The sequence below is a fragment of the Paenibacillus sp. R14(2021) genome (genome assembly GCF_019431355.1).
GTDB lineage: Bacteria > Bacillota > Bacilli > Paenibacillales > Paenibacillaceae > Paenibacillus_Z.
Map to the genome: position 1 here is coordinate 4,808,855 of NZ_CP080269.1, position 15,555 is coordinate 4,824,409.

At 38.0% G+C, this 15,555-nt stretch carries 9 protein-coding genes; 8 read left to right on the plus strand and 1 reads right to left on the minus strand.

Going from position 1 to position 15,555, the window contains the following annotated elements; translation table 11 throughout:
• Window positions 1-2 precede the first annotated feature (2 nt).
• Together KXU80_RS22385 and KXU80_RS22390 are read left to right on the plus strand one after the other, a co-directional pair.
• Window positions 3-5,687, plus strand: a complete 5,685-nt coding sequence (locus tag KXU80_RS22385) for a DEAD/DEAH box helicase (protein ID WP_219835371.1) — start codon at window positions 3-5, stop codon at window positions 5,685-5,687.
• Window positions 5,674-6,747: a PD-(D/E)XK nuclease family protein gene (locus KXU80_RS22390; RefSeq protein ID WP_219835372.1), complete on the plus strand. Its 1,074-nt coding sequence runs from the start codon at window positions 5,674-5,676 to the stop codon at window positions 6,745-6,747. The genes KXU80_RS22385 and KXU80_RS22390 overlap by 14 nt, the downstream gene beginning before the upstream one ends.
• 217 nt (window positions 6,748-6,964) lie before the next feature.
• Here the strand turns inward: KXU80_RS22390 and KXU80_RS22395 are convergent, their stop codons facing one another.
• Window positions 6,965-8,323 (minus strand): DNA cytosine methyltransferase, encoded by a 1,359-nt coding sequence (locus KXU80_RS22395; RefSeq protein ID WP_219835373.1) that lies wholly within the window; start codon window positions 8,321-8,323, stop codon window positions 6,965-6,967.
• Window positions 8,324-8,536: 213 nt separating this feature from the next.
• On the opposite strand from KXU80_RS22395, the gene KXU80_RS22400 reads away from it, so the two are divergent.
• From KXU80_RS22400 to KXU80_RS22425, 6 genes are all read left to right on the plus strand, one after another.
• Entirely contained in the window at window positions 8,537-9,721 is a 1,185-nt protein-coding gene (locus tag KXU80_RS22400) for an MvaI/BcnI family restriction endonuclease (protein ID WP_219835374.1), read from the plus strand.
• Between the two features lie 89 nt (window positions 9,722-9,810).
• Complete coding sequence (locus tag KXU80_RS22405; RefSeq protein WP_258171486.1) at window positions 9,811-11,841, plus strand: sensor histidine kinase; 2,031 nt, start codon at window positions 9,811-9,813, stop codon at window positions 11,839-11,841.
• Window positions 11,842-11,843: 2 nt separating this feature from the next.
• A complete protein-coding gene (locus KXU80_RS22410) occupies window positions 11,844-12,521 on the plus strand; it encodes a response regulator (RefSeq protein ID WP_219835376.1) in 678 nt (225 codons plus the stop codon).
• Window position 12,522: 1 nt separating this feature from the next.
• On the plus strand, window positions 12,523-13,467 hold the full coding sequence (locus tag KXU80_RS22415; RefSeq protein WP_219835377.1) for a hypothetical protein: 945 nt from the start codon (window positions 12,523-12,525) through the stop codon (window positions 13,465-13,467).
• Between the two features lie 464 nt (window positions 13,468-13,931).
• On the plus strand, window positions 13,932-14,501 hold the full coding sequence (locus tag KXU80_RS22420; RefSeq protein ID WP_219835378.1) for an SF0329 family protein: 570 nt from the start codon (window positions 13,932-13,934) through the stop codon (window positions 14,499-14,501).
• A 222-nt stretch (window positions 14,502-14,723) separates the two neighbouring features.
• Window positions 14,724-15,530: a DUF427 domain-containing protein gene (locus KXU80_RS22425; RefSeq protein ID WP_219835379.1), complete on the plus strand. Its 807-nt coding sequence runs from the start codon at window positions 14,724-14,726 to the stop codon at window positions 15,528-15,530.
• Window positions 15,531-15,555: the final 25 nt, after the last annotated feature.

Below are 15,555 nucleotides of genomic sequence, written 5' to 3' on the forward strand. Positions count from 1 at the left end.
ATATGACCACAGCTTCAAATCCAATACAAGCTTTTGAAGAGATTCGTTCAAATTTTTTGCGATATGTACAGACTGCGTTCGGTACAAGATTCTCTTCAATTGAGGAAGAGCGTGCTAAGCTGCTTTTACAGGATGGCGTGTTAACACAAGAGCCAATGATTGAACCGCTGCCACGGTATAAAAGCTCTGGCAATAAAATCGAAAACCTGTCTCGAGTTGATTTGCCTGGTATGGATGAAAAGGATATTGAGTTGTTTAAGAGATTAGTGAGCAGCGGCTTATTTGATCCAAGATATCCTTTGTATGATCATCAGGCAAGGATGCTTCGATCTGCATTATCCAAAAATCATTGTGTTATTACATCCGGTACAGGGTCTGGTAAAACAGAGTCTTTTCTCCTCCCATTATTTGCATATTTATCTAAGGAAGCGCGGAAGTGGTCAAAGCCGAAAGCTCCTCACCCGAATGTTAATAACTGGTGGAGTGACAAACAGTGGAAAATATCCTGTTTGAATAATAAACAATTGGTTCGTTCGTATAGGGTTCCTCAGAGGGGGAACGAAAAGCGGCAAGCTGCGGTTCGAGCAATAATACTTTATCCCATGAATGCTTTGGTTGAAGATCAACTTACTAGATTACGAAAAGCATTGGACTCAGATGCTGCTCGTGAAGTATATGATCAGGAATTTTTCGGCAACAAAATTTATTTTGGGCGGTATAATTCGCTTACTGCAGTCCCAGGACATGAAATAAAAGAAAACAAGAAGCCGAATAGAGATAAAATCGAAGATTTAGCCGCTGAGTTAGAAAAAATGGATGCTACAAATAGGGAAGCAAAAAGGTATGCTAACGAAACTGGAAATCAAGATATTCCATTCTTTTTTCCAAAACTAGATGGAGCAGAGATGAGATCACGGTGGGATATGCAGGACGCTCCTCCGGACATTTTGATTACGAACTACTCTATGCTCAGTATTATGATGATGAGGGAAGTAGACAGTGGAATATTTGAGGAAACGAAGAAGTGGCTTTGTGAAGATGAGAGTCATATATTTCATTTAATTATAGATGAGCTTCACTTGTATCGGGGGACTTCGGGTGCAGAGGTATCGTATTTATTAAAACTATTTCTACATCGATTAGGATTGCACCCAAATCATCCACAATTACGGATCCTTGCTTCTAGTGCTTCGTTGGAACCGGAGGATTCCAAGAGTAGAAAGTTTCTTCAAGATTTCTTTGGTGTTGATGGTAATGGGTTTGAGATTATTACCGGTTCACCAGAATCCTTACCGGAGGCTGCCGATTCGCGTGTTTACTATGAACCTTTTCTCGAATTCTATAAAATTTATCAGGAGAATAAAGATGCCGCTATAAGACAATTACTCATGCGGTTTGCATATAGTGGAGAGAAATCCGGTATTGAAGCGCTAAAGGAAGTAATGGAATCACCTAATTTAGGGCTCGGTAAAATTTTGGCAGAAGCTTGTATAGAAAGTGATCGAGTAAGAGCAGTACCTTTACATAAATTCACTGAACGGGTATTTGGGGAAGATATTGATAGTAAGCTCCGGAAAGAAGCAATCACAGGGCTATTTATTGCTAGGCAATTATGTGATACCAATAATCAAGCAAGTAGTCTTCCGTCCTTCCGTTTTCATTGGTTTTTTAGGAATATTGAGGGTTTATGGGCTTCTACAAGTAGAACCGGATTACCAAAGGATCGTACAGTAGGGCAGTTATTTTCACATCCAGAAATTGTTGATGAAGCCGGTAAGAGGATACTTGACCTTCTATATTGCGAACAATGTGGAACGGTATTTTACGGTGGTAATAAATTAAGACTTACCTCAGGTGAAATTGAATTATTAATTACTTCACCTGACATAGAGGGTATTCCCGACAGAAATAAAAAATATATTGTTGAACAACGATACTACAATGAATATGCTGTTTTTTGGCCGGTATCCGAGGAAGACAAGTTGCATCCAGACTTAGGGAAATGGGATCAACCTAAAGCAATCAAAGGAATTGGCAATGCTAAGGCAGAATGGCGGTTGGCTTCGCTAAGCTCAGCAACTGGTAGAGTGACCTTGTCGCACGAAAAAGCTGAAGAAGATCCTGTTAATAATATAAAAGGATATTTCTTTTCTATAGACACTGAAGTTGAGAATGAATTTAAAGCATTACCAGCAATTTGTCCATGCTGTTGTTCCGATTACACCCAACGAAAGAAAATGTCATCTGTCAGAGGCTTTAGATCCGGTTTCTCGAAAGTAAACCAAATCTTATCTAAGGAACTTTTCTATCAGCTGGGAGGAGCGGATGACCGAAAACTGGTTATTTTTTCGGATAGCCGAGAAGATGCAGCTCAAATTTCTAATGGTGTCGAAAGAAATCATTATCAGGATTTAGTTAGAGAAATAGTAGTAAAAGAGTTATTGCTCTCTGCACTTGGCGAATCAGAATTTATTGAACATCTTGAAACTGATGAACCCATGTCTTCTTATGCAAAAGAATTTATTGAGGCTTATCCTGAGAAAGTAAGTGAGTTACAAGAAAAGGTTGAAGGCTTAAAAGTACCTCCACCTGCTTCAGGGATGTACAAAAGGTTATATGATGATGCCTTGAATGAGATTAATCGTATAAAGCAACGAAAGCAAACATTAACTGTTCCCTGTGAGTCTATTTTACAAGCTAATTCACAAGAAGATACTGGGCGGTTAATTTCTCGATTAATCAGTTTGGGAGTTAATCCAGCGGGGAATGATATTGAGTTTCAATATTTCAATTGGGGAGGTCGAGATCATCGTTGGACAGAGATGTTTGACTTTGACACCAAATCCTGGTCGTCCTCGATTCCCCCAGAGGCTCAGGTCTACAAGACGCAAATAATTGAAAAAATGAGGGCGGAAATATGTGATTTATTATTTAGCAGGTTATACTTCAGTTTTGAATCTTCAGGCTTAGGTTACCCTGTTCTCCAAGCTGAAGAATCGATATTAATGGCTACTGCTGAAGAATTAGACATTGATATACAGACCTTTAAGCAAATTTGTTGTTCCTCAGTAAGGATTCTTGGGGATTTATTTCGGCACGAATCTTCTGAATATTATCAACATGACTGGGTTTCCTTTACAGATGCAAGGGCACATTTTAAAGAGTATATCGAACGAGTGTGTGATAAATTGCGAATATCCTCTCGTAAGGAGAAGATGGGCGAGAGGGTTCTTCAGACGATTATAAGGTCTGGGCATCAAGGCGCAAAACTTCTAACTAGCAAACTCGATATTAGAGTAGCATTAGATACAACCCCATACTGGGAATGCCCAAATTGCAAACGACCTCATCTTCACTTCTCGGCAGGCATTTGTACTAATTGTCATCACTCATTGCAAGACATACCGAGTGGCGAGTGTGGTACACTAATGCGTAAAAATTATGTTGCATTTAAAGCATTAGGTGATAAGTTACCGATAAGACTACATGCAGAAGAACTTACTGCACAGACGGATGATCAAGCAGAGAGGCAACGTCACTTTAGGAACATTTTGCTGAATGTAGATGGGATCCCACGGATACGTCAGGTTGATACAATTGATGTATTAAGTGTTACAACTACGATGGAAGTTGGGGTTGACATTGGTAGTCTACAATCTGTTATGCTGGCAAATATGCCCCCAATGCGATTCAATTATCAACAACGGGTTGGCCGAGCAGGCCGGCGTGGACAAGCATTTTCCTATGTTCTTACCTTGTGTCGTGGAGGTAGGAGTCATGACGATCACTACTTCAAAAACCCTAGCTCAATTACTGGTGATCCACCGCCTGTTCCTTTTATTTCATATGATCAACCGCAGATATTAAAACGGTTATTAGTCAAGGAATGTTTAAGACAAGCTTTCAAGGGAATAGGAGTAAGGTATTGGAATGGTCCAACAACTCCACCAGATTCTCATGGGGAGTATGGGTACAAGAGAGATTGGCCTAATAATAAGAAAAAAGTAATTGATTGGTTGGGGAAGAATACTGAGGCAATCGTTGCGGTAATCATTGCTTTAATTCCACAAAGAGCAACGACATCAGAAGAAATAACAATGTATTCTAGATATATTAAAGAAGATTTGATACCGGAGATAGATAAATGTTATGAGAATCCAGAATTAATGGGAGAAGGATTAGCAGAAGCACTTGCAGAAGGCGCAAAGCTCCCGATGTTTGGTATGCCATCCAGATCTAGATTATTATACCATGGTGTTGAAAACGGGGCACCACTTACAATCGATAGAGATATCGAGTTAGCGATTACAGAATTTTCACCGGGTGCACAAAAAACAAAAAATAAGGCAATTCATACTGCTATTGGATTCACCGCTCCACTAATGCAAGGTCAACATAACACTTTAAGGCCTTCTCAGGAGGATCCTTTACCACAACGCTATAGTATCGCACATTGCAGTAATTGCGGCTACATGCGAGTGGATGACTCTCCTGAGGAATGTACGAATTGTGGTCAATCCAAAGGTGATAGATTTAGAATATATAATGTCGCAATACCGCTAGCTTTTAGGACTGACCTGTCCAAGGGATTAGATGCAAGGGATGAGGAGATGCCTTTTTCGGGGATACCTTCCAATGTAGCGGAAGGACGTGCTGTTTCCTTCATTAATGTGCAAGATACAAACTCTCAGCTTAACTTTAATCATGATGGGCGAATCTGGAGGATCAATGATAATGGGAAAAAATTGTTCCGCGGCGGAGTGGTAACAACTAACAAGCTGAAGTATCCTTCAGGCAAACCTGGTTTTGCAAAAGTGAAATTATCGGGTCAGTGGATTCTTAAGGATTTTTCTTATGTTAGTGAACAGCCAATGCAAGATATAGAGGAAATTGGAATCGCATCATCTAAGACAACAGATTTACTGAGGATCCGACCTTTTAGGACTAATGAAGGACTAGATTTGGATCCCAAGAATATCAAAGCAAAAGCTGCATTATATTCAGCAGGATTTTTGCTACGTTCAGTCGTCGCAGAACAACTTGATATCGATGCCGATGAAATAGAGCTATGTGATTTCTTGCGATCTGAGACTACTGATGGTTCATCTGTTGGAGAGCTTGTATTTTCAGATAGACTACCGAATGGTGCTGGATTTGTCCGATGGCTTAATGATAATTGGACTGATGTGTTAACCAGTATAGTGGATATATCAACCACGGATCCATTCATAAGATATATTACGAGTGCTCGCCATGAGTGTAAGTCAGCTTGTTACAGTTGCTTGATGCACTATCGAAATATGCCTTACCATGGTTTGCTTGACTGGAGATTAGGCTTGTCGTACCTGAAGTGTATTTCTAGTAATGAGTATTCATGTGGGTTGAACGGTGATTTTTCGACACCCGAATTAACCGGGTGGATTGAAACAGCCAGAGCGCTTGCAAACCAATTTGCATCCTATTTTAATTACCGAGTTGTGGATTATTCAGGATTGCCTGCTGTTCAAGCCGAAGGAAAGACAATTCTGGTTGTTCATCCATTATGGTCTTTATCAAATCCCGGTGGGATATTGGCTGACGCTATTGTGGCAGCGGGTGGTGATACAGACTTTATCGATACTTTTAATTTGTTACGTAGACCAGGGTGGTGTCATGAACAGATAGGTGGTAGTGATGACTGGTGGTGAGGCGAATAACTATTTTAAGACTATTCAGCATATCGCGCCAAGTCGGTACTATGCTACGTTAAATTGTGCTTTACAGGAAGTTTTCTGTGTTTCGGGGATTCAGGGGATGTTACCTGAATCTCCGAATACTTATTTCGGAAAAGTTGCTCACCGGCTCCTAGAGACGGCTAGTAACGGGCAAACAAGCGAAGACCAACTAGAGCAGATCTGGGAATCCATTTTGAAAAGTGAAGAAAGATCATTGCAGGAGACTGGATTCGCTAAACATCTAGTTCCTCTAAAAAATAATGTTAGACTGTATGAAGTGAAAAAACGGTTAGTATTTAAAACTGCTGTAACTTTGATCTCAAGAAAAGGTCATCATGTGTCACCAGTTCAAAGTAGATCAGAATTTAATCTTAGTTCAAGTAACGGACTAATAAATGGAGTTGTAGACAGGTTAACGTATTCGTCAAATGGTTGTGAAATAATCGACTATAAAACAGGTGAAGTGATAGATAAAGTTACGAGCAAGGTTAAACAGTCTTATCAATACCAAATGAAATTATATGCTTCGTCTTATTATACTAAGTTCGGGGAATGGCCAATATCATTAAGAATTCAAACTTTGAGTGGATTAAGTCATGAAATTAGATATACTCCTCAGGAATGCATTCAACTGTTGAAGCAAGCAGAATATTTGATTGAGCGTATAAATCGAACCATCACTACAAGTCAGAACACGAACGAAATTGAGGAACAACTAGGTAATCCGAGTCCGGCAAATTGTGTCAACTGTACCTATAGGCATCAATGTAAACCATATTGGAATCGCCGCGCTATATCTAGAAGAGATGATTGGCCTAATGATGTACAAGGGATGTATATAGATGTACAACATTTAGGTAACAATAAAGGTTTACTAAAGTTATTATGGAAGGGGAGTATGATTAAAATAAGAGGACTAGACCTTGAAAGGCATAATATATCTGCTGGATCGTTGATTTGTGCATATGGGTTACTACGAGATGATGTCGCCCATTCCTACTCGGAGGGGCTGCTAACAACGATATACTCCTAAAATAGTAAATAAACAGAGATTGAGAAACATTTGTTTTTCAGGATCATTATTTGTGGGGACTAGAGGGAATATTAGAAAAAAATTAACACAAATTAAATAGAGAAGCAGTAGATGGTCTACCATCACTGCTTCTCTTCTTATCGAGCGATTTTAAAAACATCCGCCCCACTGTGGGTCTTGACAGTCTTGCCAAATAAAGTATTATAAACTTCATTAATCAATGTGATAATTGATATACTGATTGATTTAATTTTATTGCTTCCATTATCTCGAGTGCAATTGCTCTAGCTAATAAAGGAGGGACAGCATTTCCAACCTGTGTATATTGCGGAACCTCTACTTTTCTTCTTGGACCACCAGTAGTTCTCTTGCCAAGAAAAATAAAACTATCATCAAATGACTGGATTCTAGCCATCTCCCTAACAGTTGGGATTCGATGTTCAAATGGAGTTAAGAAATCGTCAGGTAATGTGACCATGGTAGGCGCAACGTTATTTCTATTTAATCTGAATCTGTTGCTTTTTTTAGTTAATAAAGCATCTAGAAACTCATCGCTGATATTACCGGTTATAAACATATCAATAATTTGTTTTGCTGTATAATCAGTTAGTTTTCGTTCACATTCCTTCAATAATGAAGGATATTGTCTTAGATCTATTCCTTCGCTTTTAATCCTTTTAACTAGTGCTGAGGAAGATTCTCCTTCTCTAAAAAGAGAAAACCTCTCTGTAATTAATTCATTATGTCTAGATAGATCGTGATTATATATCTCACCATTGTAGTCAACTGACTTTCCGGAAAATGTCCTTGTACGCCCTCTACGAGATTCAGTTTGATATTTTGATGATTTTTTTATAATAAGGTTACTGTTCTGATTAACTATCAGATCACTAATAGCGTCTAAAACAGTGACCTTACTTGTTTCATTAGGTGTAGTAGGTGTGGGATAGGCCGGCGGTTTAACTGAATTTAGATATCCTATAAAAATCACCCTACGTCTTCTTTGTGGTACCCCGAAGTCAGAAGAATCTAATACTTGGGTAGAAAGAGTATTGTACCCAATTTCTGAGAATTCGTTTCTTAGTATATCGGGAACTAAACTGTTATCAGGATATATTGTACCTTTTACTCCAACAAAACCATCTAATCGGGTATCGTTAAAGCCCTCCACATTCTCCATAACAACATAGTTTGGTCTCAAGTCATTAATAATTCTTAAGTACTCTTTAAATAGTGTATTGCGAGGATCATCCTTTTTTCGTAGCCCAGCGCGGCTGAATCCTTGACACGGAGGGCCGCCAAAAATAGCGTCTATTTTCGGAAAGGGTTTATTTTGGAACATTTTGAGGTTTTGAATTGATTCAATAATTTCGCTTGATGGGAGTTCGCGAATATCGCTTCTTTTGAAGAAAGTGTTCACACCTTGGATAAGACCGAGTTGATCGTGTCTATTTCTATAAGTTCTTTCGACATCCTCATTAATATCGCTGGAAAATAGGATATGAAATCCTGCTTGTAAAATGCCTTCGCTCATCCCTCCAGCACCACAAAATAAATCGATAGCAAATGGTTTCATATAGTGCACCTCTTTTTTCAAAACTAGGTTATCTTTATTATGACTGAATCTGAAATAAAAGTCCAGGTTTATTTTGCGAATATATGTTCTATTATAAAGCATTCATTATATCTATGGATAGATTTATTGCGAAAATAATTGAACAATGTCGTAAATGCATATTATAGGTGCTAATATAGAACTTATACAACTGGAAAAAATAAGGTGGTCCTAATGAATCCATACTTTTTACCTAATGAGGAAGAGCAAAAGAAAATTCAATTGATTCAACAATACTGTAGGAATGAATTTACTTTAATTAGAATGACTGCAACAATGCTTGAGAAAAGTATCATTGATGCATCGGGTCCTTTAAGAACGATTTTAAGAGACAATGATATTGTTAACTATGATAATGTACTTCAGGGAACTGAATACAAAATCTTGAAGGATTCTCATGTTTTTTTGAACTCCGATATAGTAAATATGAAAACTAGCTTTTACAGGCCGAATACCAAACTTGGAGATCCGAGAATATGGATATACGATTTTAAAAAGTATATTTCTACCGGTACATTGATATACTTCACTTCTTTTCAAGGAAATCTTGTGGTTATCCCACTTATCACAATAGAGTCGCTAGGAATATTATGCCCGCAATATTTTGGTGGCAATGACGATTATCTGATTCTAGAAGAATTATTGCAGCGTCTTTCAATAATATCAAATCAATGGATTAAAAGTATATCTCCATTTAAAAGCAGTCCAAAAGATGTAGGCGAAACTTTAGAAAACTGTCTGGGGATAAGCCCCAATAGCATCGCCCAAGCGGATTTTAAAGGAGCAATTGAATTAAAATGTAAGAGAGCCGGTGGAGGAAATCTCGACACATTATTCAGTATGGTTCCTAACTGGGATATCAGTGCTTTTAAAAGTTCAACAGATATAATGTTGACTTACGGATACCCAAGTAATAAATATAGTGGCTTTTATGATTTATATGTAACAGTTAGCAACAGCCCAAATAACCAAAGCCTTTTTCTAGGGGCAGATGATGAGGAACAGATAATATACCAAAGAAGCAAGATTAATGGAATTATTAATGAAGTCTGCTCTTGGGAATATTCGGCTGTTAAGCAAAAACTCCAAGAAAAACATCCTAAAACTGCTTGGCTTGTTGCAGAAGAAAAAGTAATTAACGGTGAAATACATTTTAACTATAACCAAATCCAACTGACTCAGCGCCCAATATTCTCGCAGTTTACAACGTTAATTAACCAAGGCATTGTTACTTACGATTGGCGTGGAAGGGTTCGCGCAGATAGAACTGGATATAAAGATAAAGGTCATTGTTATAGAATTTCGCCGCGTAACAGGAGTTTGCTCTTTGGTGAGACTAATGATGTAGAATTTAAATAAGATTATAAGGAAGAAAAAGGGGATTTTATATAGCGCGGCTAATATATTGAATAATTAGAATAGAAAAGCAGGTGATTTTTTTGCCAACAATGCATTTTAGCTCTTCAACTAATTTAAAAGATTTGGTAGGAAGAAGATTGGTCACAAATAAAATATCAGCAATCTTCGAATTAGTTAAAAATGCATTTGATGCGGATGCTGACGAAGTAAAGGTTAGCATTGACCCGGATGGCGATGAACTTACTATTTGGGATGATGGAGATGGTATGAGTCTTGATGATATAAGAAATAAGTGGATGGTCATTGGGACAGATAACAAAAGGGGCAGAAATTCAACAGATAAGGGGCGACCATTGAACGGTGAGAAAGGAATAGGTAGATTCTCTGTTGATAGATTAGGTAAGAATTTAGAGTTAATTAGTCGTAAAGAAAATAGCAAGCAAACAGTATCAATGCTATTCGATTGGGGAAAATTCGAAGATCAAAAAGATAAGTTACTAAGTGATATTGAAATTGATTATTCTGTAAACAAAATTCTTAGAAAAAAGAAAGGAGTAACATTAAAGATAACGGGTCTTAGAGATTTATGGACTAAAACAGAGGTAGAATCTCTAGAAAAGCGTTTAAAAGGAATGCTATCTCCCTTTTCTAATTTTGATACGCAACCCTTTAAAATAATTTTAGATTGCAAAAAATATGGCTTTGATAACAAAACTTTAGAAGCTTATCAATTAAGTGATATAAGTTCACTTTGGGTTGAGTTAAGTGTCCCTTTGGAGAATCAAAATGTCATAAATTTGGAAGTATATAGAAATGGCGCGTTGATAGAAGAACATACATATAACAACAAATATAGTATCGGTCCGGTAAGAACAATCATTTATTCTTTTGATCAGTCAGATAAAGTAAGCTTTTACCATAAATTTAAAGATAATGTTAAGGATTACGGGAATATAAGAATATACAGAGATTATTTTCAAATATATCCATATGGTGAGTCGAATAACGATTGGTTAGATTTAGACATTAGGAAATCACAAGGACATTACCGTTTCCTGGGTTCTAGAGATATTATAGGTTTTATCCAAATTTATCGAGAGTATAATCCGATGTTTATCGATGCAACTAATCGACAAGGTCTGGAAGAGAATGAATCTCTAACTGAACTGAGGAATTTCGTTAAAAAAGAAGCAATGATTAAACTAGAAGAATACTTTTTTTTAAAGAGGTTCAAAGCCCCTGAGGGCATGCATGTACAGCACCGGGCTGAAATTTCTGGTGCGACTAAAGAATTAAACATAATGGCTAAAGAAATTAAGAAGTTTTCTCCTGAGCTAGCACAACAAGTTGTTGATTTATCTAAATTGATTCGAGAAAAAAATCAAGAGCAAGACAAGATAATAAGGAATCAATTGCAATTAGTTGAAGTTTATAAAAGAATGGCCAGTAAAGAGACATTACTTCATGGAATTATACATCAAGTCTTAATAAGGTTACAAAATATCGAAACTGCTGTGTGGAATCAGAAAAGTGACTTAGCTATATATATGGCCGATGAGCATCTGAATAAGTTGTTTAATGAATATGAGCAATTTACACTTTCTACGCTTAAGGAAATTAATACATACCTACTCGATGCACGTAACTACTTATTAAAAAAGAGAGAACGAATAGAGATAAATATATACCAACAACTTGAGAAGATATTCCAAACATCGAAGTATTCATTAATTAAGGAAAATATTTCATATTCAATACAAGGGCCAGTGACTGGAAAACTTAAAGTGGATTTGAATGATTTGAAAGTAATTTTCGACAATCTGATTTCAAATTCAAGAAAAGCCTTATCTGACATAATAGATAATAGAAAAAAAGAAATTCAAGTAGTGTATGAAATGACAGCGACCAAGTTAAATATTATTTTTAGAGATAACGGAGTTGGCATAGAAGAAAGTGATATCCCACATATCTTTTCTCCGTTTTTCACGACAAGAGAAGGTGGATTTGGAATGGGATTATCCATAGTAGATGAACTTGTAAAAAGTAATTACGGGGAGATCCATCTAATTAAAAGTAATATAGGAGCAGCTTTTCAAATTAGTTTTGATCTGGAGGAATAGAAGTGGAGATACAAAGAATTATATTGATCGTTGATGACTCTAAAAATATAGATCGAGATATTAAAAGCTATAGTACAATTTTTGAAAAACTGAAAGAGGCTAGAAACTTAGATTATAATCTGATTTTTCATACAAGAAAAAAATACGAGGAGGCTATCGAATTACTTCAAGATCCAGATATCGTATTTGATGTAGTGATCGTTGATCATAACCTTTCTGAGGGGGGCAATGAACATTCTGGTGATGAGTTAATACAAGAAATCAGGCAGCATATTAATAAGCATTGTAAATTGATATTTTATTCAATGGGTGACTTAGCCGAGATATTCCCTAATAGACTAGATTTAATCAATCTATTTAACCTAGGTATTTTCCGTTTCTTGTCGAAAGATATGTCTACGAGTAGTACAACGTTGTTCGGATCGGGGCAAATGCAATTAAGAGTTGAGACTATTATAGATGCAATTCAAGATATTGATTTTGTTCAAGTTACATTGGAAAGATATTTCGCAGAATACAGAGAAGTAATTTCTGATGAAATGATTACTGTTGCTGGGAAAAATTATTCCGTGAATGAGATTATTAATCTGATAAAAAAAGATGCAGATGAGGGTAGATTGTATAAAAGTAATTTGGCTGAGTCAGTTATTATACACAATATATTGACAGGTGGTAAGTAGATTGAAAGTTATTCATTTTTATCCCAGATCGGCCGGAATAAGATTTTTGGCTCGCTTCAAAACCTATTTAAAAGATAGAATACAAGATAAGTATACTCATATTAACCGTTCTTCTACCTTATATAATGAATTGGGTAACAGAATTAATCAAACTGATATCATTGTATTTACAAGCCATGGTGAACCAGAATATTTCGTGGGGGAATTAGAAAAAGGAACAGAAGTACAACTTAGATTGGAAGATCTAAAAGGGGTGATAAATTCATTCATATTTGCTTTTTCGTGTTCTACTGGTGAACTAGGAAAAAAATTATGTGAAGCCTCAGGAGCCTTAGCATACATAGGATTCAATGATGCTATTAACCTTACTGTAAATACTAGTGAAGTATCTTTTAAGCCACAAATGAAAGTGGTAATAAATTCGATTTATTTAGAAGCACTAATTGATTCGTTTAACGAATATTTTAGCAAAACTTATAATGTTAGGCAATTTGCGAAATTGTTATCTTTAAACTTGAAAAGAAGTTACTCTAGGGTTCTTGCTGCAGACCCGCTTGATTTATGCAAAAAGCTTAGCCTTGATAACAGACTTGCTCAGAATCCTCAATTTCTAAAGGCACTACACTCAGACTTACTGACAACAATTGATGCTGTAAGGTCAAGAATAATTGTCCACGGCGAACAAGAATTTATTCCTTGGAATGTTATTAATAATGAACCAGAAAAAGTTCTCTCACTTATAGAAATATTGGAAAGTATCACTTTTTCATCACAAAATGAATATTACCGTAATTTTCTACTTTCATGTTTGTATATGAAATCGGGAAGGCCTAGAAAAGCACACTCATATTTTAAACTTGTTGCAAAGCAGTTCCCACAATTTGAACCTTTATCTATGTATAAAGTTAATGATGACGATACGGAGTTACAAGAAGTTGTTTCTTAGTTTTGCAGGGTATATGTTGACAAGCTGTTGACGAACATCGCCAACAAGCAATCAAACTGAAACAAATAGAACAATATGCTATTGTTAAAATCCTTATAAATCAAGGGTTTCAACCAACTAACACAGACTACAAACAACTCCTACATGCTCCCGCATACAGTGCATGTGGAATCGGTGGCTTTGCTTGTACGAAATGAATGTAGAATACAAAATTAGTCTGCCGCTGTCCCAAATATACATTTAACTCGTACAAAGAACAGCTCAATTTCAACAAGAACAAGCTATTGATCCAATTGGCGGCTACAGGGCGGTTAACCCTGTACCGCTATTTTGCATTCTCAAGGGAGTGAATGCACTATAGAGAACGTTATTTATAATTGGGGATTAGGTGTTGGTTATTGTATGATGAATGATAAGACAATTGCCCCAATAGTTAATTACGCATATCGAACATGGAGGAGTACATGGCCTGGAGTAAATTGAAACAAAACTTGGAGAGTTTTCTTTGTCCTGCGTTATACGGAAGGGTCGAATACCGAGCCACCAGCTACCGGTATTTACTTGATAAATCAGGGATTTGTTATATTGCAGTAGATAAGAAGAATGTACTCAATATGAGTGATCCAACGAACGTAATCAGATGGTATCAGACGGAGCTGGAAATTAAGAATGATTCGGATATCCAAGTTCCAATTAACAATGAGGAATTGGAAGCAGTCAGAATTGAGACCAAAGGCGCCGTTCCGGAGGAACGTCTGAAAGTCATTGCAAGAGGCAGAAAAATAGCAGTAGTTGCCAAGGAGCTTTTGTCGGCACAGTCTTCATTAAGTAAATCGAATTTTATCGTTGCAGCGACTAGGTTCTTATCCACGCCTATAGAGGAGAGCATCGAGAGCAATGATATTTTATTGAATATTCTAGCTCTGGTGGACAGGCGAGTGGGCAAGAAACGAATATTGAACATGGCCGAGAAGATGAAGTTGAAGCATCCGGCTGTGCAGTATTTTTACGAATTACGGCTTAGCACGGTATGAAATTAACTAATACGCGCAGCTGCCCAAGATAGAAAACAGTTCAGTGTAAAGAAGACGCCAGGTATCGGTATCGCCTGTGCGTCTTTTTTATGCGCTACTCCCCATGATTCACTACCCCAAGCGCATAGTTTAACGCTGTTCTTCTCAGACTAATACGGAATCATTTACCACACATACAGCATCTGCAATTGCAATCCAAATAATGAAGAGAGTGAACAATTAATGACGGCATCAGACGAACGATCGACTTGCGAGCTTCCTGCGGAAGGAGCGGCATGGGACTTTCGGGTAGAGCCTTCTTCTCGCTGGGTACGGGTGAAATTCGGAGGAGAAACCATTGCGGATAGCAAGCGCGTCGTCTTGGCCTTCGAGAAGGGAGCGCGCCCCGTCTATTACTTCCCCCAGGATGATGTCAACATGCAGCTGCTCATTCCGTCCCATGAGCAATATATCTGTTCCCATAAAGGAACGGCGAATTACTGGAGTATTCAGGCGGGCGGAAGCGTAGTGGACAACGCCGCTTGGAGCTACCGTACGCCAACACCTGGGGCCAAGGGGATCGAAGGGCTGCTATCCTTCTACTGGAACCGCTCGATCACTTGGTTCGAGGAAGAGCTGCAGGTGTTCGGCCATGCGCGCGATCCTTATGTGCGAGCCGATGCGATTCCGAGCTCTCGTCATGTGAAGGTGGTCGTCGGCGGCGAGGTTATTGCCGAGAGCAGCCAGACGGTAGTTGTTTTTGAAACGGGCTTGGCGCCTCGCGTCTATCTCCCCAAGGAAGCGATACGGCAGGACGTGCTCGTCGCATCCAGCACGACTACGCGCTGCCCGTATAAAGGCCTTGCTTCGTATTGGTCCATTCAAATCGGGGACAAGCTGTACAAGGATGTCTTGTGGAGCTATGAGCATCCGATGGGAGCTGTTCGAGAAATTACCGGGTATGTGAGCTTTTACGGCGAGAAAGTGGATGCCTTGCTCGTGGATGGCGAGCCATGGCCGCAATCGCATAGCGAACGGCTTGTACGGTAAGAACGGGAGAAGTACAGAAGAGGAT

Coding starts and splice junctions, on each gene's coding strand:
- KXU80_RS22385 (WP_219835371.1), top strand. CDS start 3: ATGACCACAGCTTCAAATCCAATACAAGCTTTTGAAGAGATTCGTTCA.
- KXU80_RS22390 (WP_219835372.1), top strand. CDS start 5,674: ATGACTGGTGGTGAGGCGAATAACTATTTTAAGACTATTCAGCATATC.
- KXU80_RS22395 (WP_219835373.1), bottom strand. CDS start 8,323: ATGAAACCATTTGCTATCGATTTATTTTGTGGTGCTGGAGGGATGAGC.
- KXU80_RS22400 (WP_219835374.1), top strand. CDS start 8,537: ATGAATCCATACTTTTTACCTAATGAGGAAGAGCAAAAGAAAATTCAA.
- KXU80_RS22405 (WP_258171486.1), top strand. CDS start 9,811: ATGCATTTTAGCTCTTCAACTAATTTAAAAGATTTGGTAGGAAGAAGA.
- KXU80_RS22420 (WP_219835378.1), top strand. CDS start 13,932: ATGGCCTGGAGTAAATTGAAACAAAACTTGGAGAGTTTTCTTTGTCCT.
- KXU80_RS22425 (WP_219835379.1), top strand. CDS start 14,724: ATGACGGCATCAGACGAACGATCGACTTGCGAGCTTCCTGCGGAAGGA.